Consider the following 25,372-nt stretch of genomic DNA (forward strand, 5'->3'; position numbering starts at 1 on the left):
CCGGGAGGCCGCTGCATGTCTGCAATCCGTAGGCCGGTCGGAGCCACCGGCAAGGGGGCCGGGAAATCCACGGTCACCATCAGTTTCGCCGGGTTCAACCGGGCCTGGGCGGCCTGGATCGGGGACCGGCTGGAGCGGCGCGGCCTGCGGGTCGTGTACGCGCGCTGGGACTCCCGCGCCGACGTGCCGCTCGCCGAGCTCCTCGGTGACCTGCTGCTCGCCGAGGGCCGCGTCCTCGTCATCGTCAGCGAGTGGTACTTCCAGCTCGGCCCCCGCACCCACGAGGAGTGGAACGCGGCGCTGCGCCAGGTCGTCGCCCCCGACTCCGACCGGTTCGCGGCCGTCTCCGTGACCACCGCCCCGCTGCCCACCGCCACGACGGTGCTGGCCGCGACGCAGCTCACCAACATGGGCGCCGACGAGGCGGAGCGCCGCCTGCTCGACCGGCTCGACCTGCCGACGGAGCCGCTGCCCGAGCTGCCCACCGGCGAGCGGCGCGGGCCGCGCTTCCCCGCCTCCATGCCCGAGGTGTGGGGCGGAGTGCCGCGCCGCAACACGCGCTTCACCGGCCGCGAGCCGCTGCTCAACGACGCGTACCACCTGCTCCAGGGCGCCGAACCCGGCGCGGGCGTGCTCACCATGCACGGCATGTCGGGGGTCGGCAAGACGCAGCTGGCCGCCGAGTACGTCTACCGCTTCGGCTCCGAGTACGACGTCGTGTGGTGGGTGAACGCCGAGGGCCGGGTCACGTACCGCCGCCTGATGGCGGAACTGGCGCCGAAGCTCGGCCTGTCCACCGGACCCGAGTACGGCGAGCGGCTGCGCGCCGTGCGCGACTCGCTGCGCCGCGGTGACCCGTACGGGCGCTGGCTGCTCGTCCTGGACGGCGCCGACGAACCCGACCAGATCTGGGACCTGGTGCCCACCGGCCCGGGGCACGTCCTGATCACCTCCCGCAACCCCGAGTGGAGCGAGCACAACAGCAAGCTCCTCGAAGTGCCGGTCTACTCCCGCGACGAGTCCGTGGCCTTCATCCGCCGCCGCGCCGCCCGGCTCTCCGAACCGGACGCCGACCAGCTCGCCGAGGCCCTGGAGGACCTGCCGCTGCTGCTCGACCAGACGGCCGGCTGGCTCAACGACTCGGACATGTCCGTCGAGGAGTACATCGGGCTCCTGGAGGGCGGCATCGACCAGGACGTCGTCAAGGTCTCCGCCGACTTCCCCGTCGCCTTCCAGACCGCCTGGTCGATCCTGCTCAACAAGCTGCGCGAGACCGTCCCCGAGTCCATCGACCTGCTGCGCCTGTGCACGTTCTTCGCGCCCGGCTTCATCCCCGTACGCCTGCTGCGGGAGATGCCGCACGACGAACTGCCCGAGCAGGTCGCCGGGCTGCTCAACGACCCGCTGCTGTGGAACAAGGCGATCAACCAGCTGCGCCAGTACTCCGTCGTGCGCCTGGAGTCCCACGAGACGGTGGGCGACGAGTCGGCCGCGGCGGGCGAGTCCCTGTACCTGCACCGCATGGTCCACCAGATCGTGCACAAGGACATGCCCGAGGAGGACCGCCGCGAGTTCATCGACGTCGTCCGCGGGGCGCTCGCCGCCGCCGACCCCGGCCGGGCCACCGACACCCGCCTGTGGGACGAGTACGCGGCGATCGTGCCGCACCTGAAGTACGCCGACGTGCTGCACAGCAAGGACCGCAAGGTCCAGAACATGGTCCTCAACTGCCTGCGCTACATGTACTTCACGGGCGAGTACGTCTCCGGCATCAAGCTCGGCGAGCGCGCCCTCGCCACCTGGAAGCGCCGCCTCGGCGACACCCACCAGCGGGTCTGGGACCTCTCGTACCACCTGTCCAACCTGCTGCGCGCGGCCGGCGAGTACGAGCGCGCCGAGGAGATCGGGCGGACCGCCGCCGACCACCTGCTCGCCGAGCGCGGCGCCGCGGACCTCGACTACCTGCGCGCCAACATCGGCCTCGGCGCCGACCTGTGGGGCCTCGGCCGCTACGAGGACGCGCGCGAGCTGTACGAGTGGCTGTACCCGGCCTACCGCGAACTCCTCGGCGAGCAGGACTCCCGGACCCTCAACGCCCTGAACAACCTGGGCTTCGCGCTGCGCCTGCTCGGCCGCTACAAGGACAGCCTCGACATCGACCGGCGCACCCTGGAGGCCCGCAGGCTGCTCCTCAAGAGCCGGCACCCCTGGGCGCTGTTCTCCGAGATCCACTACGCGACGAACCTGCGCCTCCTCGGCCGCTACACCGAGGCCGAGTCCATGCAGGCGAAGAACGTGCGGGAGTACCGCCTCGTCATGGGTGGCGAGAACCCGCAGACGCTGCTCGCCGAGCACAACCTCGCGCAGTGCCTGTACCGGCTCGGCGACCACGGGCGGGCGGGACCGCTGTTCACCCGCGTCCGGGAGCGCTACGAGCGCCAGCTCGGGGAGAACGACCCGCAGACGCTGGCCGCCGCCGTCAGCCACAGCTGCTTCGCCCGCGAGCACGGCGACATCGACCAGGCGCGGGAGACCAGCGAGTACATCCTCGCGCGCTACGAGGAGCGGCTCGCCGAAGGACACCCGTTCATCGCCGGGGGCCGCGCCAACCACGCGCTGATCCTGCGCAGCGTCGGCGAGCGGGACCTGGCGCACGACCTGATCGAGCGGGCCATGACCGACATGGCGGCCGCGGTCGGCGAGAACCATCCGTGGACCGTGGGCTGCGCCGTCAACGCGTCGGCGCTGCGCAACCTCGTCGGGGACACCGCGTCCGCGGCCGAGCTCAGCGCCTCGGCGGCGGCCCGCGCCGCCGAGACCCTCGGCCGTACGCATCCGCTCACCCTGACGGCACGCGTCGCGCACGCGGCAGACCTGCGGGGCCTCGGCAACCGGCAGGAGGCCGAGAAGACCGAGCAGGAGGCGCTGTCCGACCTGACCGCGACGCTGGGCAAGCAGCACATCCACACCCTGTCGGCGCGGGCCCGCAACCGGCCCTACTGGGACTTCGAGCCGCAGGTGACGTGAGCCGCCGGGAACGGAACGGCCGAAGGCCCGGCCCCCTTTCGGGGACCGGGCCTTCGGTCTGTCGCTGTGCTCCGGGGCCTTACGCCTCGAAGACCTCGCGCACCAGCTGCTCCTGCTCGGCCTGGTGGCGCTTGGCCGAGCCGACCGCCGGGGACGAGCCGTGCGGCCGCGAGATGCGGCGCAGCCGCTCGGCACCCGGGATGTCGGCGCCGACGGCCAGGTCCAGGTGGTCGATCAGGTTGAGCGCGATGAACGGCCACGCACCCTGGTTCGCCGGCTCCTCCTGCGCCCAGAGGTACTTCTCGGCGTTCGGGAACTTGGCGATCTCGGCCTGGAGCTCGGCACCCGGCAGCGGGTACAGACGCTCGACGCGGATGATCGCGGTGTCGGTGACGCCGCTCTTCTTCCGCTCGGCCTCGAGGTCGTAGTACAGCTTGCCCGCCACGAAGACGACCTTCTTGATCGCCTTCGGGTCCGTGGCACCCGACTCGACCTCGGTGTCGCCGATGACCGGGCGGAAGCCGCCCGTCGTGAACTCGTCCACCTTCGACGCGGCGGCCTTGAGGCGCAGCATCGACTTCGGCGTGAAGACCACCAGCGGCTTGTGGTGCGGGTTGTGCACCTGCCACCGCAGGAGGTGGAAGTAGTTCGACGGCAGCGTCGGCATGGCGACCGTCATGTTGTTCTGCGCGCACAGCTGCAGGAAGCGCTCGACACGGGCCGAGGAGTGGTCCGGGCCCTGGCCCTCGTAGCCGTGCGGCAGCAGCAGCGTGACGCCGGAGGTCTGGCCCCACTTCTGCTCGGCGGCCGAGATGTACTCGTCGACGACGGTCTGCGCGCCGTTGACGAAGTCACCGAACTGCGCCTCCCACATCACGAGGGACTCGGGACGCGCCAGCGAGTAGCCGTACTCGAAGCCCATGACCGCGTACTCGGAGAGCAGCGAGTCGTAGACGTTGTAGCGGGCCTGGTCCGGCGACAGGTAGAGGAGCGGGGTGAAGTCCTCGCCCGTCTTGTTGTCGATGAGGACCGCGTGGCGCTGACCGAAGGTGCCGCGGCGCGAGTCCTGACCGGACAGCCGGACCGGGGTGCCCTCCAGGAGCAGCGAGCCGAGGGCGAGGGTCTCGCCCATGCCCCAGTCGATCGTCCCGTCCTCGATCATGGTGGCGCGGCGCTGCAGCTGCGGCAGCAGACGCGGGTGCACCGTGACGTGGTCCGGGATGTTGACCTGGGACTCGGCGATGCGCTTGACGACCTCCTGGGAGATCGCCGTCTGCACGGCCACCGGGAACTCGGCCTGCGGGTCGGGGACCTCGGCGGCGGCCGGGTGCGAGACGGCCTCGCGGACCTCCGTGAAGACCTTCTCCAGCTGGCCCTGGAAGTCCTGGAGCGCCTGCTCGGCCTCTTCCAGGGTGATGTCGCCGCGACCGATGAGGGACTCGGTGTAGAGCTTGCGCACCGAGCGCTTCTTGTCGATCAGGTCGTACATCAGCGGCTGCGTGAACGCCGGGTTGTCCGACTCGTTGTGACCGCGGCGGCGGTAGCAGATGAGGTCGATGACGACGTCCTTGTTGAACGCCTGGCGGAACTCGAAGGCCAGACGGGCAACGCGGACGACGGCCTCGGGGTCGTCGCCGTTCACGTGGAAGATCGGCGCCTCGATCATGCGGGCCACGTCCGTGGCGTACATGGAGGAGCGCGAGGACTCCGGGGCGGCGGTGAAGCCGACCTGGTTGTTGATGACGATGTGGACCGTGCCGCCCGTGCGGTAGCCGCGCAGCTGCGACATGTTGAGCGTCTCGGCGACCACACCCTGGCCCGCGAAGGCCGCGTCACCGTGCAGGGCGACGGGCAGGACCGTGAAGTCCGTGCCGCCCTTGTTGATGATGTCCTGCTTGGCGCGGACGATGCCCTCGATGACCGGGTCGACCGTCTCCAGGTGGGACGGGTTGGCGGCCAGCGAGACGTTGATCTGCTCGCCGTCCAGGCCGGTGAAGGTGCCCTGGGCGCCCAGGTGGTACTTCACGTCGCCGGAGCCGTGCATCGACTTCGGGTCGAGGTTGCCCTCGAACTCCCGGAAGATCTGCGCGTACGACTTGCCGACGATGTTCGCCAGGACGTTCAGCCGGCCGCGGTGGGCCATGCCGATGACGACCTCGTCGAGACGGTTCTCGGCGGCGGAGTCGATGACCGCGTCGAGCAGCGGGATGACGGACTCGCCGCCCTCCAGGGAGAACCGCTTCTGACCGACGTACTTGGTCTGCAGGAAGGTCTCGAAGGCCTCCGCCGAGTTCAGCCGGCGCAGGATGCGCAGCTGCTCCTCGCGCTCCGGCTTGGCGTGCGGCCGCTCGATGCGGTCCTGCAGCCAGCGGCGCTGCTTCGGGTCCTGGATGTGCATGAACTCGACGCCGGTGGTGCGGCAGTACGAGTCGCGCAGCACGCCGAGGACGTCGCGCAGCTTCATCATCGACTTGCCGGCGAAGCCGCCGACGGCGAACTCGCGCTCCAGGTCCCACAGCGTGAGCCCGTGCTCGGTGATGTCCAGGTCGGGGTGCTTGCGCTGCTGGTACTCCAGCGGGTCGGTGTCGGCCATGACGTGGCCGCGGACCCGGTAGGAGTGGATCAGCTCGAAGACGCGGGCGGCCTTGGTGACGTCGTCGTCGTGCGAGGCGTCGATGTCCTTGAGCCAGCGGACCGGCTCGTAGGGGATCCGCAGGGCCTTGAAGATCTCGTCGTAGAACTCGTTCTCACCGAGGAGGAGGTTCGCGACGATGCGCAGGAACTCGCCGGAGGCGGCGCCCTGGATGACCCGGTGGTCGTAGGTCGACGTGAGCGTCATGACCTTCGAGATGCCGAGCTTGTTCAGGGTGTCCTGGGACGTGCCCTGGAACTCCGCCGGGTAGTCCATGGAGCCGACGCCCATGATGACCGACTGTCCGGGCATCAGGCGCGGGACCGAGTGGACGGTGCCGAGGCCGCCGGGGTTGGTCAGGGAGACCGTGACACCGGTGAAGTCGTCCATGCCGAGCTTGCCGTCACGGGCGCGCCGGACGATGTCCTCGTAGGCCTGCCAGAACTCGAAGAAGTTCAGCGTCTCGGCCTTCTTGATGCCCGCGACGACCAGCTGGCGGTCGCCGTTCGGCTTCACGAGGTCGATGGCCAGACCGAAGTTGACGTGGTCCGGCTTCACCAGGGTCGGCTTGCCGTCCTTCTCCTGGAAGGAGTAGTTCATCGACGGCATGGCCTTGATGGCCTGCACCATCGCGTACCCGATGAGGTGCGTGAAGGAGATCTTCCCGCCCCGGGCCCGCTTCAGGTGGTTGTTGATGACGATGCGGTTGTCGAACAGCAGCTTCACCGGGACCGCGCGCACGGACGTCGCCGTGGGGACCTCGATGGACTTGTTCATGTTCTTCGCGACGGCGGCGGCGGGACCGCGCAGCGTCACGAGCTCGGGGCCGGCAGGGGCCTCGGTCGTCACTTCTTCAGCCTTCTTCGGGGTTGCGGGCTTCGCAGGCGCGGCAGCGGCCGGCTTCGGCGCGGTGGGCGCGGCCTGAGCGGCGGGCTTCGCGGGGGCCGGAGCGGCAGCCTGTGCGGGAGCTGCGGCTGCGGGCTTCGCGGGCGCGGCGGGGGCCTGCGCTGCGGGTGCGGCCGGGGCCGCGGGCTTCTCGGCCGGCTTCGGGGTCGTCGCGGCCCCCGCGGCCGCGGCACCTGGCTTGTAGTCGGCGAAGAAGTCCCACCAGGCTCGGTCAACCGAATTCGGGTCCTGGAGGTACTGCTGATAGATCTCGTCGACGAGCCACTCGTTGGGTCCGAACGCGGCCGCAGGGTTCTTACCCTGCCCGGCTTGGTCGGTCTCGGTGGAGATGCTCGAGTTACTGGGGGACTGTGGCGACACGGCGGTAACCGCCCTCTTCCGCTTCTCACAAGGTGATGGACAGCGGGAATAAAGGCTACGCCTCCATTGACGAGACGTGCAGACCGGGCCGGTCATCCGTCACGTAAGTCACACCGGAAGTTGCGTTTCGGGCCGGGAAATGGCGGGAAACAACCGGGGTTTCGGTACGTTCGGATGCGCGCCCGGCGTGTTCGTGTCTGCCCGGCGCGCTCTTGACCCCTGCCTGACCGAAACCCTACGTCAACTTTGCGTTCCGGGCTCTCCCGGAAGAGTGACCTTGATCCGGCAGCCCCGAGCGGATTCGGCCACCCGGATCTGTCCGCCGTGCAGTTCCACGGCCCAGCGGGCGATGGCGAGGCCGAGGCCCGTGCCGCCGTCGCCCTTGTCGCCGGTGGCGGCGCCCTGGTTGAAGCGCTCGAAGACCTTGTGCCACTCGGACTGCGGGATGCCGGGGCCCTCGTCGATCACTTCGAGGTCGAGCGAATCGGGGTAGGGGCCGCGCCGGGCGAGCACGGTGACGCGGCCGTGCTGAGGGGAGTGCTTCACCGCGTTGTCGATGAGGTTCGCGACGACCTGGTGGATGCGCTCCGGGTCGGCGAGCGCCGTCAGCTCGGGCGGCGTGACGTCGAGGTGCAGATGGACGTCCGTACGCGTGTGGGTGCCGGATCCCGAGGCGAGTCCGGCGCGCTGGGAGACCGCCATGTTGGCCTCCTTCAGGACGCCCGACAGGTACGGCCAGACCTCGAAGCGGCGCGTCTTCAGCGGCACGACGCCGTTGTCCAGGCGGGACAGGTCGAGCAGCGTGTCGACGAGGCGGCCGAGCCGCTCCGTCTGTTTCAGCGCGGTGCGCATCGTCTCGGGGTCGGCGGCCATCACGCCGTCGACGACGTTCTCCAGGACGGCGCGCAGGCCCGCGATGGGCGTGCGCAGCTCGTGCGACACGTTGGCCACGAGCTCTTTGCGCTGCTGGTCCTGGGCCGCCAGCTCGTCGGCCATGCGGTTGATGGTGACCGCGAGGTCACCGATCTCGTCGCGCCGGCCCGCGCCGCGCACCCGGCGCGAGTAGTCGCCGTTGGAGATGAACCGGGCGACGGTGTTCATCTCGTCGAGCGGAGCCGTCAGCGAGTGCGCCACGAACTGCGTGATCAGCAGCGTGGCGATGATCGAGAACACCGTGATGAAGCGCAGCTCCGTCGCCGTGTACATCGCCACCATGAGCAGGCCCGTGGTGATGAAGACCGAGACGACGACGAGCGTGCCGAGTTTCGCCTTCACGGAGAAGGGGCGCAGACCGCCGGACGCCCACTGAGGGTTGAACGGCGGCCGGTGCGGCCGCCCTGCCGGTGCCCGGTTCCGGTCCGCGCCGCTCACGGGTTCGGCGTCTCCAGCGCGTAGCCCACGCCGTGCACGGTGCGGATGCGCTCCGCGCCGATCTTCCGGCGCAGCGCCTTGATGTGGCTGTCGACGGTGCGGGTGCCCGAGGCGTCCGCCCAGTCCCACACCTCGGCGAGCAGCTGCTCACGGGAGAGGACCGCGCGCGGCGTGTTCGCCAGGCACACGAGGAGGTCGAACTCGGTGGGCGTGAGGTGCACGTCCTCGCTGCGCACGCGCACGCGGCGCTGCGCGTGGTCGATCTCCAGCTCGCCGAGTCGCAGTATCCCGCTGCGCGGCGTCGTGGCGGCGAGCGCCGCCCGCTCGACGCGGCGGAGCAGCACGTGCACGCGCGCCGCCAGCTCCCGCATGGAGAACGGCTTGGTCATGTAGTCGTCGGCGCCCACACCGAGGCCGACGAGCATGTCCGTCTCGTCGTCGCGCGCGGTGAGCATCATGACCGGCACCGGACGCTGGGCCTGCACGCGACGGCAGACCTCCAGGCCGTCGAAGCCGGGCAGCATGATGTCGAGGATCAGCAGGTCGGGCTGCCAGGCCTCGGCCGTGTCCACCGCCGCCGGGCCGTCCTGCGCGGTTTGCACGAGGAATCCCTCGGCACGCAGCCGGGCGGCGATGGCATCGACGATGGTCGGATCGTCCTCGACGACAAGGACCCGTCGCTGGGCTCCCTGTGTCGTCGTGGTGGTGTTGTGGGAGGTGTGTGTCTGCTCCATCGCCCCGCCCCTGAGTGCGCGCCGTCGTGACGCGCTTGACGCTTGAATGATCGGGTTTCGGACGTCAGCGTACGGGGAGTTACCGCCGGTCGGCTACGTGGGCCTCAGTGCGAGGTGCACCACGTCAGGGACGCCCCGGACAACCGGGATCTCTTCGGTGCGCACCGCCTGGAATCCGGCATTCCGCAAGGTTTCTTCGAAATTTGCTGACGGCTGTGCGGACCATACGGCGAGAACACCGCCCGGGTCGAGTCGGTCCTTGCAGGCGGCGAGGCCGGACGGTCCGTAAAGGGTGTCGTTGTCCTCGGTGACGGTCCAGTCGGGGCCGTTGTCGATGTCGAGGCAGAGCGCGTCGTAGGTGTCTGTCGCCGTGTGCAGATGCCGTACGAGGTCGGCCTCGACGATGTCGGTACGGGGGTCGGCGAGAGCCTGCGCGGACAGCTCGCGCAGTGGGCCGTTCCGATGCCAGTCGATGATGGCGGGCTCCCGCTCGACGACCGTGATGCCGCCCCAGTGCGGGTCGGCGGCCGCGTGTTCGAGGGAGAAGCCGACGCCGAGGCCGCCGATGAGGACGCGCGGTTCCTCCCGGTCGTCCAGGGCGGCGCGGGCCGAGTCGACGAGCCGCCGCTCGGAGCGGCCGTCGGAGGTGTCCATCAGGAACGTGCCGTTGGCGATGATCTGGAGCAGGTCGCCGTGACGGCGCAGGACCACCTCGCCGAAGGGGCCTTCGCGGCGATCGAGGACGACGGGTGGATCGGGGTCGTGCAGAGTCGTCATGGCCGCCATTCTGGCCGACGGGCGGGGGCGCCGTGGGTGTTTTCTGTGTCCCACGTCTCACATGGCGCTCGTCACAGAGGGTGAACCGAACCGGTCCGCGTCGCGTCGGGGGTGCCCACGTACTTCGCGTTCGCCAGGGGTGCCTCGATCCGCCAGCCCACGGACTCGTAGAGGAAACGTCCCTCCGGTGTGCACGCGAGAACCGCGCGGGTCGCGCCCTGGGCGTGGGCCGCCGACTGGAGCGTGCCCATGACCACGCGGCCCAGGCCCTTGCGGCGGTGGTGCTCGGAGGTCTCGATCTGGTCGACGACGGCGCTCGCGCCGGTCGGGGCGATCTGCCCGCGCGCGGCGAACGCGCCCGAGGAGTCGGTGAGCAGGACCCGGGTGACGCCCGCGCGGTTCCAGATGTGCCGGATGTAGCCACTGGGCGCCGGGGGTGCGGCGGCCCGGGTCAGGTCCGTCGCCATCAGGAAGTCGTCCGCCCCGTAGGCCTTCCACCCGGGGCCGAGCCACGGCAGGACCCGCGCCGGGTCGGCGAAGACCTTCAGGTGGGTGCCGCGGCCGCGCGTCGACTCCGCCGCCTTGCGCACGGCCTCCTCCGTCACGGCCTCGTTGGTGGCGCCGATGACGTGCCGGCTCACGTGCTCCGGCTGGCCCACGTGAATCGTGTAAACCCCAGGGTTCGACGAGTGGGGGAGCGGTGCCGCGCGAGGCGATCCAGCCGTCGACCCAGTCCCGCACGAGTTCCTCGCCCGTCATGCCCGCACTCCCTCGCGTCAGGATTTTTGTAAGGACCTCGTTCGCTTGAGGGTCATTACATATGGCGCGCCACCGGGTCCGGTAGCCGTGATCGCTGACAGCGAACGCCCGTCACGGAACATCTGGAGGTCACCGAGCATTGAGTGCATGTAACTCAACTTGACTGCCAAAGGGGAGATCATGGCTTCGACGTCCACACCGCTCACCCTGCCCGTGCTGCCCCTCGACGACGAGGTCGTGCTGCCCGGAATGGTGGTGCCCCTGGACCTCAGCGACACCGACGTACGAGCCGCGGTGGAGGCCGCGCAGGCCGCCGCGCGTACTGGACCCAGCAAGCCGAAGGTGCTGCTTGTTCCACGGATCGACGGCACGTACGCGAACACCGGCGTGCTCGGCACCGTCGAGCAGGTCGGACGCCTCGCCGACGGCGACCCCGGCGCGCTGATCCGCGGCGTCGGCCGCGTGCGCATCGGCGCCGGTACGACCGGGCCCGGCGCCGCCCTGTGGGTGGAGGGCCTGACCGTCGAGGAGGAGGTGCCGGACCCGCTGCCGGGAGCCGTCACCGAACTCGTCAAGGAGTACAAGGCGCTCGCCACGAACTGGCTGAAGAAGCGCGGCGCCTGGCAGGTCGTGGACCGCGTGCAGCAGATCGACGGCGTGTCCGCGCTCGCCGACAACTCCGGCTACTCGCCGTTCCTCACCACCGCCCAGAAGGTCGAGCTGCTGGAGGCCGCCGACCCGGTGGAGCGCCTGAAGCTCGCCACCCAGCACCTGCGCGACCACCTCGCGGAGCAGGACGTCGCCGAGTCCATCGCCAAGGACGTCCAGGAGGGCGTCGACAAGCAGCAGCGCGAGTTCCTGCTGCGGCGCCAGCTCGACGCCGTGCGCAAGGAGCTGCGCGAGCTGAACGGCGACGCCAAGGACGCGGCCGAGGAGTCCGACGACTACCGGGTGCGCGTGGAGGCCGCCGACCTTCCGGAGCAGGTCCGCGAGGCCGCGCTCAAGGAGGTCGAGAAGCTGGAGCGCTCCAGCGACCAGTCGCCCGAGGGCTCCTGGATCCGCACCTGGCTCGACACCGTCCTCGAACTCCCGTGGAACGAGCGGACCGAGGACGAGTACGACATCCAGGGCGCCCGCGGCGTCCTCGACGCCGAGCACGCGGGCCTCGACGACGTGAAGGAGCGGATCACCGAGTACCTGGCCGTGCGCAAGCGCCGCGCGGACCGCGGCCTCGGCGTGGTCGGCGGGCGGCGCGGCGGCGCCGTGCTGGCGCTCGTCGGCCCGCCCGGCGTCGGCAAGACCTCGCTCGGCGAGTCCGTGGCGCACGCGATGGGCCGTAAGTTCGTCCGCGTCGCCCTCGGCGGTGTGCGGGACGAGGCGGAGATCCGCGGTCACCGGCGTACGTACGTGGGTGCGCTGCCCGGCCGCATCGTGCGCGCCATCAAGGAGGCCGGGTCGATGAACCCGGTGGTCCTCCTCGACGAGGTCGACAAGGTGGGCTCGGACTTCCGCGGCGACCCGGCCGCGGCGCTCCTGGAAGTCCTCGACCCCGCGCAGAACCACACCTTCCGCGACCACTACCTGGAGGTCGAGCTCGACCTGAGCGACGTCGTCTTCCTGGCGACGGCGAACGTACTGGAGGCCATCCCGGAGGCCCTGCTCGACCGCATGGAGCTGGTCCGCCTCGACGGCTACACCGAGGACGAGAAGGTCGTCATCGCCCGCGACCACCTGGTGCCGCGCCAGCTGGACCGCGCCGGGCTCGCCGCCGAAGAGGTCGTCATCGGCGACGACGCGCTGCGCAAGCTCGCCGGCGAGTACACGCGCGAGGCGGGCGTACGAAACCTGGAGCGGTCCGTGACGCGCGTCCTGCGCAAGGTCGCCGCGCAGCACGAACTCGGCGACCGGGAGCTGCCGTTCACCGTCGGCGAGGGCGATCTGCGCGCGCTCATCGGGCGGCCGCACCACGTGCCCGAGTCGGCGCAGGACCCGGCCGAGCGGCGTACGTCCGTGCCGGGCGTGGCGACCGGGCTCGCGGTCACGGGAGCCGGTGGCGACGTGCTGTACGTGGAGGCGTCGCTCGCCGACCCGGAGACGGGCGCGGCGGGGCTTACCCTCACCGGCCAGCTGGGCGACGTCATGAAGGAGTCGGCGCAGATCGCGCTCTCCTTCCTGCGCTCGCACGGCGCCGAACTGGAACTGCCCGTCGCCGACCTGAAGGAGCGCGGCGCGCACATCCACTTCCCGGCGGGCGCGGTCCCGAAGGACGGGCCGAGCGCGGGCGTCACGATGACGACGGCGCTGGCGTCCCTGCTGAGCGGACGCCTGGTCCGTACGGATGTGGCGATGACCGGTGAGGTGTCGTTGACCGGCCGCGTGCTGCCCATCGGCGGCGTCAAGCAGAAGCTCCTGGCGGCGCACCGGGCGGGCATCACGACCGTCATCATTCCGAAGCGGAACGAGGCGGATCTGGACGACGTCCCGGCGGAGGTCCTGGAGAAGCTGGAGGTGCACCCGGTGAACGATGTGCGGCAGGTGCTGGAGCTGGCGTTGACACCGGCCTCGGCTTCGGCGGATGCGGCGGTGCCGGTCGCCGCGTGAGGCCTGCGGCGCGGCCGGGGTCCGGGGCATGGCCCCGGGCCCCGCTGCTCATGGGTTACGCGGCGTCGCCGCCGTCGATGACCAGGTCGGTGCCGACGGCGGAAGCGGCGTCCGGGGAAGCGAGGTAGAGGACGGCCGCCGCGATCTCCGCGGTGGAGGAGACGCGGCCCAGGGGAGACTCGGACTTCATCCGGGCGGCGCGCTCGTCGTCCGTCTCGCCCGGCCTCAGCGACATGGTGGTGGCGGACGCGCCGGGGCTGACGACGTTGATGCGGACCCCGTCGGCGATGTGGTCGAGGGCGGCGGCCCGGGTGAGGGCGGCGACGGCCGCCTTGGTGGCGATGTAGCCGGCCACGCCCGGAGTGCGGGTGTGCGCGCCGAGGTTGGAGGCGATGTTGACGATCGCACCGCCCGTGGGCTGCTCGCGCATCCGGGCGACCTCGGCCTGGAGGCTGAGGAACACACCGGTCACGTTGATGTCGAGCAGGGTGCGCCAGTCCTCCTCGGGAAGGTCGGCCAGGGGCGTGCCGCCCCGGAAGACGCCCGCGTTGTTGACGGCGACGTCGAGGCTGCCGAACAGTTCGACGGTCCGGCGGACCAGCTCCCTGACGTCTTCGGAGCGGGTGATGTCCGCGGTGACCGCGGCCGCCGTACCGCCCGCCTTCCGGATCAGTTCGACCGTCTCGTCGAGCGTCGCGGCGGTCCGTCCGGCGGCGATCACCGAGGCCCCTTCGGCGGCGAAGGCGAGAGCGATGGCCCGGCCGATGCCGGAGCCGGCGCCGGTGACGAGGACGGACTTGCCGGTGAAGCGTGCGGTCATGTTGACGGCATCCTTTAATTGATCGATCGGTCTGCTATTTGGTCATGCGAGACACCTCCTCAGGAGGAGGTGTCGTTCAGTCCAGAAGGTGCAGCGCCTGCTCGGCGGCATCCCGCGTCCGGCCGGGGTCGTCGGACGCCTTGCCCGCCACGCGCAGGCCCTGCATCAGCACGAGCAGCATCCGCGCGAGGGCGCGCGGGTCGCGGTCCGCGGGCAGTTCGCCCTCGGCGCGGGCCCGGACCAGTGCCGAGTGCAGCAGGGTCTCGATGTGCTCCCAGCTCGCCTCCACCCGGCGTGCCGCCGCCGCGTCGTGCGCGCCGAGTTCGGCGGCCGTGTTGGTGACGAGGCACCCCTTCGCGCGCTGGTCGGGGGAGCCCGCCTCGGCGGCGAAGCGTCGCACCAGCGCGCGTACGGCGGGCAGTGCGGGGCCCGGCTGGGACAGTTCGTGCAGCAGGCTCGCGTTGTGGGTCTCGCTGTACCGGTCCAGCGCCTTCAGATACAGCTCGTGCTTGTTGCCGAAGGTGGCGTAGATGCTGGCGCGCCCGATGCCGAGGTGGGTGACGAGGTCCGACATCGAGGTCGCCTCGTAGCCGCGCAGCCAGAACAGCTCCAGGGCTGACTGAAGAGCGGCGTCCGGATCGAATTCCTTGGTTCTGGCCACGGTGGGACTGTAGGGCTTACTGGAACGGTCGGTCAATTTGCGGCGCTGAAGTGAGCGGTCGAACAGGACCGGGGCCCGGGGCGGTGCCCCGGGCCCCGGCGACTCTCGTCGGAAAGGCGGGCTCGAATGTGCTCAGCCGTTGGCGAGCGCCACGACGCGGTCGAGGGCGCCGTTGAACTTGTTGTGGTCGCCGACCGTCGGGCCCGACGACGTGTACTGCCACATCGTGTAGTAGCTCCAGCCGGCCGGGAGCGTGCCGACGGTGGAGGCGTACCGCGCGATCCACAGCGGGTTGTTGGCGGCGAATCCGCCGTAGTTACCCGTGCACTGGGTCCACCAGCTGGTCGCCGTGTAGATGACGGCGTCGCGGCCCGTGCGGGCCTTGTACTGGTTCAGGAAGTCTCGGATCCAGGTCACCATGCCGCTCTGCGTCTTGCCGTAGCAGGCGGCGCCGTACGGGTTCCACTCGATGTCGAGCGCGCCCGGCAGCGTCTTGCCGTCCCTGGACCAGCCGCCGCCGTTGTCCACGAAGTAGTTGGCCTGCGTGGCGCCGCTCGTGGTGTCGGGGGTCGCGAAGTGGTAGGCACCGCGGACCATGCCCACGTTGTACGAGCCGTTGTACTGCTGCGCGAAGTACGGGTTCTTGTAGTACGTGCCTTCGGTGGCCTTGACGTAGGCCCAGCGCACGCCGCTGTTCCAGAGGGTCGACCAGGCGACGTTGCCCTGGTGGCTGGAGACGTCGACGCCTTCGGTCTGGGTGGCGGAGGTGCCCCCGCCGGGCGGCAGGGAGCCGACGCCGTCGTGCTCGGCGACCCCCATGCCCATGTGGGCCTCGCCGCGGGCCGGCGTATCGGCGGCCTGCGCCGGGCCGGGGAGGGCGAGGAGGAGGGAGAGCGCGGCGAGCAGGGTGCCGGTGATTCCCAGCCGGGTGCTGCGTCTGCGACGGGCGGGGACAGGTCTGTGCACGGGCATGAGCGGCCTCCGAGAACGACGTGGGGTGACGTGCGGTGGCGCCGGTGCGCTTGATGGTGTGTACATGCCGCGAATGGGCAGTGAAAAAACTCTACGCATGTAGATGCGGGGGTGGGAAGAGGGGCCGGTGTGTGCCGTTGGTCTACTCCTGCGAAATACTGACGGAACTGCGGTGATGACCGTGATGGGCGAAAACTTTCAGAGGTGCTGACGTGCGCGAAGACGGAAAAGGCGGGCGGCGGAGCGCGGAATCCGAACCGCGAACCGCCTCCGCGCCGACGGCTGTGGACGGCGAGTTCCTCGCCCTGGAACGCGAGCTGACCGTCTTCCTGCGCCGGGCCCGGGCCAATTCCGGCGAGATGGCCCGCGAGGTCCACCCCGACCTGGAGCCGGCCGCGTACGGGCTGCTCGTCCGCCTGGCGGAGTGCGGGGCGCAGCGGGCCACCGAGCTCGCCGGGTACATCGGTGTCGGCAAGGCGACGATGAGCCGCCAGCTGCGGGCCCTGGAGGAGCTGGGCTTCGTCGACCGTGAGCCGGATCCCGCGGACGGCCGGGCGTGGCTGATCTCGCTCACCGAGTACGGGCGCGAGAACTTCCGGCGGGTCAGGGACGCGCGGCGGATGCGGTACGTGCGGCAGCTGGACGGGTGGGACCGGCGTGAGGTGGCGGAACTGGCGAGGCTGTTGCACCAGTTGAACGCCGGGGCCGAATAGGTCCGCCGGAAAGCGGTCACAGCTCCACGTACGCCACCGTCGCGTCGTCGTGGGTCTTGGCGCGGCGCAGATACGTACGGGTGCCGGCGTCCGCGTCCTCCAGGGCGCGGACCCGGGACACCGCGGCCTCCGGGCCCTCCTTGCGCACGAGGGTGAACAGATCCGTCCAGTCGCCCTCGTGGAACTTCTCCACCCAGCGCGTCACGCCGTCCGTCATCGCGGCGAGCGCCCGCACCTCACCGCGGGGGAGCGTGCCGGTCACCGCACGTGCCGCCACCGACGGGTCCGCGGCGGCCGTGAAGAAGCCGCCCTCCTTGTTGCGCACCGTGGCGTCGGCCACCTCGTTCGAGACGAGGTTGGCGCGGGGGACCCGGTCGAGGCGGTCGTCGAGCAGCGGCGTGACCGTCCCGTCGGGCGCCTCGACGAGCAACGCCGAGTCGGAGAGCACCAGATGCTCCACCCGCTCCGCGTCCCAGCGGGCGAGCACGACGGTCGCCTGCGGGGTGCGCGGGTGAGAAAGGTCACAGGTGTCCCGGTGGGCGTCCGCGGTCCGCGTGATCGCGGCGGCGAGCGTCTCGGCCAGGCTCATGTCCCGGCGCGAAACGGACAGTTCGGCCAGCGCGCCGCCGAGGCGGGCGGCGAACCAGGGGACGGAGTGCCGGCAGCCGTCGCCGGTGGCCGGGGGAGTGACCCCGTCGAGTACGACCAGTGATCCACCGTGCCCCGCGGCCGGTGCGGCCACCGATACGTAGTCCTCGTTCGGCCGCTCGACGGCGCCCGGCTCGGTGGTCAGTTCGATGCGCATGCGGTCAGTCTGCATGAGCCGTCCTCACGGAGCGGTGGGGCGCCGGGAGTTGGGGCGAGCCGTTCCGTATGGATTCTGTGGAGATCGGGCGGCGGCCCCAAAAGCCGCGCTGAGCGCCGGGTTTGCACGGAATGATCACTTCCGTCGGGGGTGTGGCGGGGCATCCTGCCAAAGGCCGCCGAAGACGTCCAACCCGCGCGCCGTTGACGGAGGGTGACCGCCGCACGGGAACTTGCTCCCCAACTCCCGCTCGATGTTCACTCCTTCGGGTGGCGGGCGAGGTGATGGGCGCCCCCTGCTCACCGGCACTGGAAGGGTCAGGGGCCAGGCCAGAGGGTCACGGGGTGTTGACGCAGCGTCATCCGGGCCCATGGGGTAGGACGAATCAGGAATGCGAGCATCAGTGGGGAACACCTCCGGCGGTAATGGAGCCAGTGGTCTTGGTGTGTCGGGTGATGTCGCACCGGGCCAGGCGCCCGAGGTGAGCCGCACGGGTTCCGGCCGGGGCAAGCGCACCCGGGTCCGCAGCCGCTTGATCGTGGCGGTGGCCGTGGTCGCCGCCGCCGTCGTCGGCGCCGGGGCGCCGGTGATCGTCGGCGCCTCCGACCGCGTGGGCGAATCGCAGACCCTCGTCGACGACGCCCAGCAGACACAGCGCTCGCTCGCCCTCTCGCACGCGCTCGCCGACGAGCGGGACGAGGTCACCCGTTTCATCGCGGCCGGCCGCCCCAAGGGCGCGGGCCTGAGCGAGGAGCGCGGGGCCCGCGTCGACCGCCAGGTCGACGAGCTGCGCGTGGAGGCGCCCGCCGCGCTGCGCGGCACCCTCGACGACGTCGCCGCCGTGCGCCGCTCCGCCCTCACCGGCAAGGGATCGGCCCTGGAGGCGCACACCGCGTACTCCCGCTCCATCGGTGAACTGCACGCGCGCGCCGAGGACCTGGCCGAGCGCATACCCGTGCGCGCGGGATCGGGGGCGTACGCCCTCGCCGACCTGGACCGCGCCGTCGAGCAGGCGTCCGCCGCGCGCGGCCTGCTGCTCGCCGCGCTCGCCGTACCCAGCTCCACGGCGACGCAGGTCAACCCGGCGACCGGCCTGCGCGAACCGGTCGTGGGCCGGTCCGCCGCCGACGGCCAGCGCGACGCGCTCAGTGCGGCGGGCCAGCGGGCCCGGGTCCGCGAGCAGGCCGCGCTCGACGACTTCCACGACTCGGGGACGACCAAGGCCGTCAATGGGTACGACTCCACGGTCACGGGCCCGGACGTCACGCGCGCCGAGGCGTATCTGAAGCATCTCGCCGACGCCCCCACGCTGAGCGCGAGCGAGCTGCGCTACAACCCGAAGAGCGTCGAGGACGCCCTCACCGCCCGGATCGACCTGATGCGGGGCGCCGAGGCCGCGCTCGGGGACCAGCGGGTCAAGCGCCTCGAGCAGCTTCGCGACGACGACGTGACGGCGCTGGAGATCCGGATCGCGCTCGTCGGCCTCTGCCTGCTCGCCGCCGTCGGTGTGGCCATGGCGACGGCCCGCTCGCTGACCCACCCGCTCGCCGCGCTGCGCATCGGTTCCGCGCGCGTCGCGGGCGATCCGGCCGCCGAGGAACCGGTCAAGTACAAGGGCCGCAACGACGAGTTCGCCCAGGTCGTCGACTCGATCAACGCCCTGCACGCGCACGCCGTGTCCCTGCACGGCCGCATCGGCACCCTGGAGTCCGACCGCAAGCACCTCGTCGGCGAGCGCCAGCGGATGGCCGACGAGCGGGACCAGCTGCGCGGCGAACTCGCCGAGACGGCCCGCAAGCTGGACCGGGTCAAGCACTCGATCCACGGGACGTTCGTCAACCTCGCGCTGCGCACGCTCGGCCTCGTCGAGCGCCAACTGGGCATCATCGAGGGCCTGGAGGAGCGTGAGCAGGACCCGGACCGGCTCGCCACGCTCTACAAGCTCGACCACTCCGCCACCGTCATGCGGCGGCACAGCGAGAACCTCCTGGTCCTCGCGGGCACCGAGCGCGGGCCGCAGCACGGCGGCTCCGTGGCCCTCGTCGACATGGTGCGCGCCGCCGTCTCCGAGATCGAGCGCTACGAGCGGGTGCGGATCGCCGCGCTGCCGCCGCACGCGCACATCGCCGGATTCGCCGCCGACGACCTCAGCCACCTCATCGCCGAACTCCTGGAGAACGCCACGTCGTTCTCGCCGCCGGACGCCTCCGTCGAGGTCTCCGGCTGGCTCCTGGAGAGCGGCTCGGTCATGCTCTCCGTCCAGGACGAGGGCATAGGGATGACCGACGACCGGATGAGCGAGCTGAACACGCGGCTCTCGTCGTTCACCGCCGAGGAGGCGCACGACCCGGAGGACGTCGACGGGTTCGGGCTCGGCCTCTACGTCGTCGCGCGGCTCGCCGTGCGGCACGGGGTGCGCGTCCGGCTGCGCGAGCAGAAGCAGGGCGGTGTCGCGGCGGTCGCCGTGCTGCCCGCCTCGCTCTTCGCCGCCGCGCCCGCGGCCTCGGTGCCGCCCGCCGTCCTGGTGCCGGGCGCCGCGCCCGCGGTACGCCTCGCGGGCTCCGAGGCGGAGGCCAACTCCAATGAGCTGTACGGGCGTACGGAGCCGGAGCACGAGCTTCCGGTGTCCGGTGACCCGCTGATCGAGGCGGCCGAGCAGGCGGTCCGCGAGTCCGCCGAGGCGCCTGCGGAGTTCGCCGCGGAGGCCCCGTTCGAGGCTCCCGCCGAGACGACCATGGCGCTGGGCGCGCCGGTGCCGCCGGAGCCCGAGCCCCAGCCGGCCCCGGCCCCGGAGCCCGAGCCGTTCCCCGAGCCCGTCGCCGAGGTCCCGCACCCGCGCGCGCCGCGCGACGAGCACGACGGGCCCGCCGGACACCCCGAGCAGCTCGACCAGCCGCTCGACCCGCAGCCGGCAACGGAGCCCACACCGGAGCCCGCGCCCGAGCCCGAACCGGCCGAGCGCGTCACCGCCAAGGGGCTGCCCAAGCGCACCCCGAAGGTGGCCGCTCCCGCCGCCGCCCCGAAGCCGCGCACCGGCTCCGTGGACGCGGAAGCGCTGCGCCGCAAGCTCGGCGGATTCCACCGCGGCGCCACCGCGGGCCGCCGTGACGTGACGGCGGAGCTCGCAGAAAACCCTGGACGTAGAAGTGAAGCCGAGGGGGACACAGCCGAGGAGGCAAGCAGTTGACTGCGCCCACCCCTGCACTCAACGGACAAAAGGGAATGAACGGTCTCAGTAGCGAGGCACGAAACCTGCACTGGCTGCTCACCGATCTGGTCGAGGAGGTGCCAGCACTCCAGTCCGTCGCCGTCGTCTCGTCCGACGGGCTGCTCCTGCTCTCCTCCGACCCGGGTCGGCACGACGCGGCCCCGGCGACCGACGCGAGCAAAGGCCCCAAAGGGTCCAGCGCCGATCTGGCCGCCATCGTGGCCGGACTCGGTTCGCTGACCATCGGCGCCGCCAAGCTGATGGACGGCGGAGGCATCAAGCAGACGATGGTCGCGATGGACGAGGGAAGCCTCTTCGTCATGTCGATCAGCGACGGCTCCCTGCTCGGCGTGCACGCCTCCGCGGACTGCGACATGGGCGTCATCGCGTACCACATGGCGCTCTTCGTCGGCCGTGCCGGGCACGTCCTGACGCCCGAACTCCGCAGCGAACTGCGCCAGTCGATGGAGGCCACCCGATGACCCCCGGCACCTCAGGCAGTGCCCACAGTACGAACGGCCACAGTACGAACGGCACGAGCAGGGCCTACGGCGCGAGCAGGCTCCCCGTGCGCGGCGGCGACCGCAGGCCCGCCCGCGTACGCCCCTACTCGCTGACCGGTGGCCGCACCCGCTTCGGCCATGTGCTGCTCGTGGAGACGTTCATCTCCAGCACGGAGGCGATCGAGGGGCCCGAAGAGCGCCCCGAGCTGGGCAAGGGCGGGCTCGCCGGCATCATGCCGGAGATGCGGGCCATCGTCGCGCTGTGCCGCCGCATGCGCACGGTCGCGGAGATCGCCGCGCTGCTCAAGATGCCGCTCGGCGTGGTGCGTGTGCTGCTCAGCGACCTCGCCGACCAGGGAAAGATCCGTGTATACGGAACAGGCCACGGCCCCGGACAGCCGGACCGGGCACTCCTCGAAAGGGTGTTGAGTGGACTCCGCCGCCTCTGAACTGCTCGGCGAACTGCCCATGGAAGACGAGCAGTTGCAGGCCTGGCAGACCGACAGAACCCGGGCCCCGGTCGCCACGAAGATCATCGTGGCGGGTGGTTTCGGTGTCGGCAAGACGACCCTGGTGTCCGCCGTGTCGGAGATCCAGCCCCTCGAGACCGAGGCGCTGATGACGCAGGCGAGCGAGGAGACCGACGACCTCACCGCGACGCCCGGCAAGTCGACGACCACGGTCGCCATGGACTTCGGCCGCATCACGCTCGACGACGACCTGGTCCTGTACCTGTTCGGCACGCCGGGTCAGCAGCGGTTCTGGTTCATGTGGGACGACCTGGTGCGCGGCGCGATCGGTGCGGTCGTGCTCGCCGACACCCGCCGCCTGAAGGACTGCTTCCCCGCGCTCGACTACTTCGAGAGCTGCGGACTTCCGTACGTCGTGGCCGTCAACCACTTCGACGACACGGAGGAGTTCGCGCCCGACGACGTACGGGAGGCGCTCACCGTGCCGCCGCACGTGCCGGTGCTGATCATGGACGCGCGGCGCCGCATCGCGGCGATCGAGACGCTCCTCGCGCTGGTCGGCCACGCCCTGGACGCGACCCCCGAGTAGTCGCGCAGGCCCCGTGCCCGCATAGTGGTCAAGTCCCGCCCCCCACACATTAGTTACGGCAGTTAAGGCAGTCTCATATGTCGCGGAAGATACTCGTCGTGGGAGCCGGTCAGTCCGGCCTCCAGCTCGCCCTCGGCCTGCAGACCCAGGGGTACGAGGTCACCCTGATGTCCAACCGCACCGCCGACGAGATCCGTTCCGGGCGGGTCATGTCGACGCAGTGCATGTTCCACACGGCGCTTCAGCACGAGCGTGACCTGCAGCTGAACTTCTGGGAGTCGCAGGCCCCGCGGATCGAGGGCCTCGGCGTCTCGGTCGCCGCGCCGGGCTCGCACGACCCGGGTCCGACGCAGCGCGCCATCGACTGGGTGGGCAGGCTCGACGGCTTCGCGCAGTCCGTCGACCAGCGCGTGAAGATGGCCGGCTGGATGGAGACGTTCGCGCAGCGCGGCGGGCAGCTCGTCATCCACGGTGCGGCGGTCTCCGACCTCGACTACTTCTCGCGTACGTACGACCTGGTGCTGGTCTCCGCCGGCAAGGGCGAGCTGGTCTCGATGTTCGGCCGGGACGCCGAGAAGTCCCCCTACACCGAGCCGCAGCGGGCGCTGGCTGTCGCCTACGTCCACGGCATGGGCGTGCGCCCCGAGCACCCGGACTTCGACGCGGTGCGCTGCAACCTGGTGCCGGGTGTCGGCGAGCTCTTCGTGATGCCCACGCTCACCACGTCCGGCCGCGCCGACATCCTCTTCTGGGAGGGCATCCCCGGCGGTCCGCTGGACGCGTTCAAGGGCATCAAGGACCCCTCCGAGCACCTGGCGCTCACGCTGGAGCTGATGGAGAAGTTCACGCCGTGGGAGTACGCGCGCGCCACGAAGGTCGAACTCACGGACGCGAACGGTACGTTGGCGGGCCGCTATGCCCCGACCGTGCGCAACCCCATCGGCCGGCTGCCCTCGGGCGGCGCGGTGCTCGGCGTCGCGGACGTCGTCGTCGCGAACGACCCGATCACCGGGCAGGGCTCCAACTCGGCGTCCAAGTGCGCGGCGTCGTACCTCGACTCGATCGTCTCGCACGGTGACAAGCCGTTCGACGAGGAGTGGATGCAGTCGGCGTTCGACCGGTACTGGGAGACGGCGCAGCACGTCACGAAGTGGACGAACACGATGCTGCAGGCTCCGCCGGAGCACGTCCTCAACCTGATCGGCGCGGGCGGCCAGCTCCAGCCGGTGGCCGACCGCTTCGCCAACGGCTTCAACGACCCGTCCGACTTCGAGAACTTCTTCTACGAGCCGGCCAAGACCCAGGCGTACCTGGACTCCTTGACGTCGTAGCTCCGCCGCGGGCCGCCGACTCGGCGGCTCGCCCCGGTCACCCGCGGCGCGCGCGGCGCTAGCGGCACGCCCTGCTTGCCCGTCCGCCGGGCCGCCCGCTTGTGGCGTGCCGGTTTCCCGGGGCGTCGGCCCGGCCGTTCGCTCCGGCCGCCCGTGGCGCGCTTTTCCCCGGTCGTCTCCCACCACCCGCCCCCTCCGGGGGCTTCGGCCCGGCGTGGTGGGGGTGCTGCGCGGCGCGGTCTGGTTGAGGCCCCTGACCTGCTGCGCCCACGCCCGCACCGAGGCGCCACGCCCGCACCGAGGTGCACCGCCCTCAGCGATACGCCCCTGCGTCGAGGTGCGCCGCCCCTAGCGGTAAGTCCTAGCGCCGAGGTGCGCCGCGCCGAGCGGTACGCCTCTGTGCCGAGGCGCGCCGGCCCCAGCGGTACGCCCTGCTCGCCCGTCCGCCCGCGTGCGGCGTGACGGTTACGCCGGGCGTCGGCCCCGCCGTTCGCTCCGGTTGCCCGCGTCGCGCGTTCCCCCGGTCGTCTCCCACCCCCCGCCCCCTCCGGGGGCTTCGGTCCGGCGTGGGCCGGCCGGCCGCGCCCTGCCCCGGCCGGCCGGTTGGTGACTGGTCGCGGTGTCAGGCGGGCGTGCCGAAGCCGTGCAGCAAGGTGTCGACGACGCGCGTGGCGAGGGCGTCGAGGGCCGCGTCCGTGTCCGGGGTCTGGCCGGCCGCCTCGTGGATGAGGGCGTAGTAGACGCGCCGGGTCCAGTCCAGGTCGGTGTCCGGTCGGAGGACCCCGGCGTCGCGGAGCCGTACGAACAGCCGCGCGCACTGGTCCAGCACATCGGCGTGGACCCGGGCGACCTCGGGCGCGTCCGTGGGCAGCGCCCCCATGGCGAAGCCCCAACCGATCTTCACGCGCAGCACGTTCGCGGTGACCTGGTAGAGCGCGACCGCGGGCGGCGAGGTTTGCGGCCGCGCCGCCTCCACCGCCTCGTGGAACTGCTGCGTCGCCCACGCGGCCAACGCCGCGATCAACGCCTCCCGGGACGCGAACCGCCGATGCACGGTGGTGCGCGCGACCCCGGCGGCCTCCGCGATCTGCTCCATCGTGGCCGCCGGGTTGGCGGAAAGCACCCGCTCGGCGGCTTCCAGGATGGCGCGCACCGTCCGTTCGGTGTCCGCGCGCAGCGGTTTCGGTGAGGCGGGCAGCGCCATGGCCGGTTCCTTACGACTGATCGACTGGTCGACGATCGATCCAGGGTACGGCAGTGCGGCAACTCGCCAACTAGTTGCGACATCTGTGTTGCATGTCGTACGTTCTGTGCGTCAAGAGTGATGCGTCCAGACGTGGAGGGGCACCATGGACCTGCAGTTGAACGGCAAGACCGCCCTGGTCACCGGGGCCAGCCGGGGAATCGGGCTGGCCGTCGTCCAGGCCCTGGCCGCGGAGGGCGTGCGCGTCGTCGCCGCCGCCCGCAATCCCACCCCGGAACTGGCCGCGGCCGGGGCGAAGTCGGTGGCCGTCGACCTGTCCGACCCCGCCTCGGCAGAGCGCCTGGTCACGGAGGCCGTAGCCGAGCTGGGTGGCCTCGACATCCTGGTCAACAACGTCGGAGGGGGCGACGGCGGCCTCGACGGCGGGTTCCTGGACCTGACCGACGCGCAGTGGGCGCAGGTGCTGGACCTGAACTTCCTCGCCACCGTCCGCGTCACGCGCGCCGCGCTGCCCGCGCTGACGGCGGCCCGGGGTTCGGTGGTCAACGTGTCCTCGATGGGTGCCCGTGTCCCGCACAGCGGCCCCGTCGCGTACACCACCGCCAAGGCGGCCCTGACCGCCCTCGGCAAGGCCCTGGCCGAGGAGTTCGGCCCACGAGGGGTTCGGGTGAACACGGTCTCGCCGGGGCCGGTCCGCACCGACATGTGGGAGAGCCCGAGCGGTTACGGTGCCGGGCTCGCCGCCGCCCTGGGGGTGCCCCGCGCGGATCTTCTCGCCGGGTTGCCCGGGGCGACCGGCATGCTCATCGAGCGGCTCGTCGAGCCCGACGAGGTCGCGACGCTCGTCGCCTACCTCGCATCACCGCGTGCCGCGGCGACCACCGGTACCGATCACCTCATCGACGGCGGCGCGGTCAAGACGGCCTAGC

General features: G+C 71.2%; 19 protein-coding genes. 9 read left to right on the top strand and 10 right to left on the bottom strand.

The window, feature by feature from the left end; genetic code table 11:
* Positions 1–15 precede the first annotated feature (15 nt).
* Positions 16–3,027 (top strand): FxSxx-COOH system tetratricopeptide repeat protein, encoded by a 3,012-nt coding sequence (fxsT, locus tag ACFV9W_RS19470; protein WP_385762419.1) that lies wholly within the window; start codon positions 16–18, stop codon positions 3,025–3,027.
* A gap of 79 nt (positions 3,028–3,106) precedes the next feature.
* Here fxsT and ACFV9W_RS19475 read toward each other — a convergent pair whose 3' ends face one another.
* The 5 genes from ACFV9W_RS19475 to ACFV9W_RS19495 form a co-directional block, all read right to left on the bottom strand.
* On the bottom strand, positions 3,107–6,925 hold the full coding sequence (locus ACFV9W_RS19475) for a multifunctional oxoglutarate decarboxylase/oxoglutarate dehydrogenase thiamine pyrophosphate-binding subunit/dihydrolipoyllysine-residue succinyltransferase subunit (RefSeq protein WP_385762421.1): 3,819 nt from the start codon (positions 6,923–6,925) through the stop codon (positions 3,107–3,109).
* Between the two features lie 240 nt (positions 6,926–7,165).
* Positions 7,166–8,296: an ATP-binding protein gene (locus ACFV9W_RS19480; RefSeq protein ID WP_385762423.1), complete on the bottom strand. Its 1,131-nt coding sequence runs from the start codon at positions 8,294–8,296 to the stop codon at positions 7,166–7,168.
* Complete coding sequence (locus ACFV9W_RS19485) at positions 8,293–9,030, bottom strand: response regulator transcription factor (RefSeq protein ID WP_266714016.1); 738 nt, start codon at positions 9,028–9,030, stop codon at positions 8,293–8,295. The genes ACFV9W_RS19480 and ACFV9W_RS19485 overlap by 4 nt, the downstream gene beginning before the upstream one ends.
* A 93-nt stretch (positions 9,031–9,123) precedes the next feature.
* Positions 9,124–9,807 (bottom strand): spermidine synthase, encoded by a 684-nt coding sequence (locus tag ACFV9W_RS19490; RefSeq protein WP_385762426.1) that lies wholly within the window; start codon positions 9,805–9,807, stop codon positions 9,124–9,126.
* Between the two features lie 71 nt (positions 9,808–9,878).
* A complete protein-coding gene (locus tag ACFV9W_RS19495) occupies positions 9,879–10,448 on the bottom strand; it encodes a GNAT family N-acetyltransferase (protein WP_385762428.1) in 570 nt (189 codons plus the stop codon).
* 298 nt (positions 10,449–10,746) lie between these two features.
* Here ACFV9W_RS19495 and lon point away from each other — a divergent pair, with 298 nt between their 5' ends.
* Positions 10,747–13,167 (top strand): endopeptidase La, encoded by a 2,421-nt coding sequence (lon, locus tag ACFV9W_RS19500; protein WP_385762430.1) that lies wholly within the window; start codon positions 10,747–10,749, stop codon positions 13,165–13,167.
* A 55-nt stretch (positions 13,168–13,222) separates the two neighbouring features.
* Here lon and ACFV9W_RS19505 read toward each other — a convergent pair whose 3' ends face one another.
* The 3 genes from ACFV9W_RS19505 to ACFV9W_RS19515 form a co-directional block, all read right to left on the bottom strand.
* On the bottom strand, positions 13,223–13,987 hold the full coding sequence (locus ACFV9W_RS19505) for an SDR family NAD(P)-dependent oxidoreductase (protein WP_385762432.1): 765 nt from the start codon (positions 13,985–13,987) through the stop codon (positions 13,223–13,225).
* 76 nt (positions 13,988–14,063) lie between these two features.
* Positions 14,064–14,648, bottom strand: coding sequence for a TetR/AcrR family transcriptional regulator (locus ACFV9W_RS19510; protein ID WP_385762434.1), 585 nt, complete (start codon positions 14,646–14,648; stop codon positions 14,064–14,066).
* Positions 14,649–14,780: 132 nt separating this feature from the next.
* Positions 14,781–15,620 carry a lysozyme gene (locus ACFV9W_RS19515; RefSeq protein WP_385762436.1) on the bottom strand — a complete coding sequence of 280 codons (840 nt, stop codon included), beginning with the start codon at positions 15,618–15,620 and terminating at the stop codon, positions 14,781–14,783.
* A gap of 212 nt (positions 15,621–15,832) precedes the next feature.
* Between ACFV9W_RS19515 and ACFV9W_RS19520 the strand changes: the two genes are divergently transcribed.
* Positions 15,833–16,333, top strand: coding sequence for a MarR family winged helix-turn-helix transcriptional regulator (locus ACFV9W_RS19520; RefSeq protein WP_385762438.1), 501 nt, complete (start codon positions 15,833–15,835; stop codon positions 16,331–16,333).
* Positions 16,334–16,349: 16 nt separating this feature from the next.
* On the opposite strand, the gene ACFV9W_RS19525 is transcribed toward ACFV9W_RS19520, so the two are convergent.
* Entirely contained in the window at positions 16,350–17,138 is a 789-nt protein-coding gene (locus ACFV9W_RS19525; protein WP_385762661.1) for a protein phosphatase 2C domain-containing protein, read from the bottom strand.
* A gap of 391 nt (positions 17,139–17,529) precedes the next feature.
* On the opposite strand from ACFV9W_RS19525, the gene ACFV9W_RS19530 reads away from it, so the two are divergent.
* From ACFV9W_RS19530 to ACFV9W_RS19550, 5 genes are all read left to right on the top strand, one after another.
* On the top strand, positions 17,530–20,325 hold the full coding sequence (locus tag ACFV9W_RS19530; protein ID WP_385762440.1) for a nitrate- and nitrite sensing domain-containing protein: 2,796 nt from the start codon (positions 17,530–17,532) through the stop codon (positions 20,323–20,325).
* Between the two features lie 35 nt (positions 20,326–20,360).
* Positions 20,361–20,828, top strand: a complete 468-nt coding sequence (locus tag ACFV9W_RS19535) for a roadblock/LC7 domain-containing protein (protein ID WP_385762442.1) — start codon at positions 20,361–20,363, stop codon at positions 20,826–20,828.
* Complete coding sequence (locus ACFV9W_RS19540) at positions 20,825–21,298, top strand: DUF742 domain-containing protein (RefSeq protein ID WP_385762444.1); 474 nt, start codon at positions 20,825–20,827, stop codon at positions 21,296–21,298. The genes ACFV9W_RS19535 and ACFV9W_RS19540 overlap by 4 nt, the downstream gene beginning before the upstream one ends.
* Positions 21,299–21,317: 19 nt before the next feature.
* Positions 21,318–21,908, top strand: a complete 591-nt coding sequence (locus ACFV9W_RS19545) for an ATP/GTP-binding protein (RefSeq protein ID WP_385762663.1) — start codon at positions 21,318–21,320, stop codon at positions 21,906–21,908.
* 77 nt (positions 21,909–21,985) lie between these two features.
* Positions 21,986–23,239 (top strand): styrene monooxygenase/indole monooxygenase family protein, encoded by a 1,254-nt coding sequence (locus ACFV9W_RS19550; RefSeq protein ID WP_385762446.1) that lies wholly within the window; start codon positions 21,986–21,988, stop codon positions 23,237–23,239.
* Positions 23,240–23,861: 622 nt separating this feature from the next.
* On the opposite strand, the gene ACFV9W_RS19555 is transcribed toward ACFV9W_RS19550, so the two are convergent.
* Positions 23,862–24,443 (bottom strand): TetR/AcrR family transcriptional regulator, encoded by a 582-nt coding sequence (locus tag ACFV9W_RS19555; protein WP_385762448.1) that lies wholly within the window; start codon positions 24,441–24,443, stop codon positions 23,862–23,864.
* A gap of 145 nt (positions 24,444–24,588) precedes the next feature.
* On the opposite strand from ACFV9W_RS19555, the gene ACFV9W_RS19560 reads away from it, so the two are divergent.
* Positions 24,589–25,371, top strand: coding sequence for an SDR family NAD(P)-dependent oxidoreductase (locus ACFV9W_RS19560; protein ID WP_385762450.1), 783 nt, complete (start codon positions 24,589–24,591; stop codon positions 25,369–25,371).
* Position 25,372 lies beyond the last annotated feature (1 nt).

It is taken from the genome of Streptomyces sp. NPDC059897, assembly GCF_042730865.1.
Taxonomy (GTDB): Bacteria; Actinomycetota; Actinomycetes; order Streptomycetales; family Streptomycetaceae; genus Streptomyces.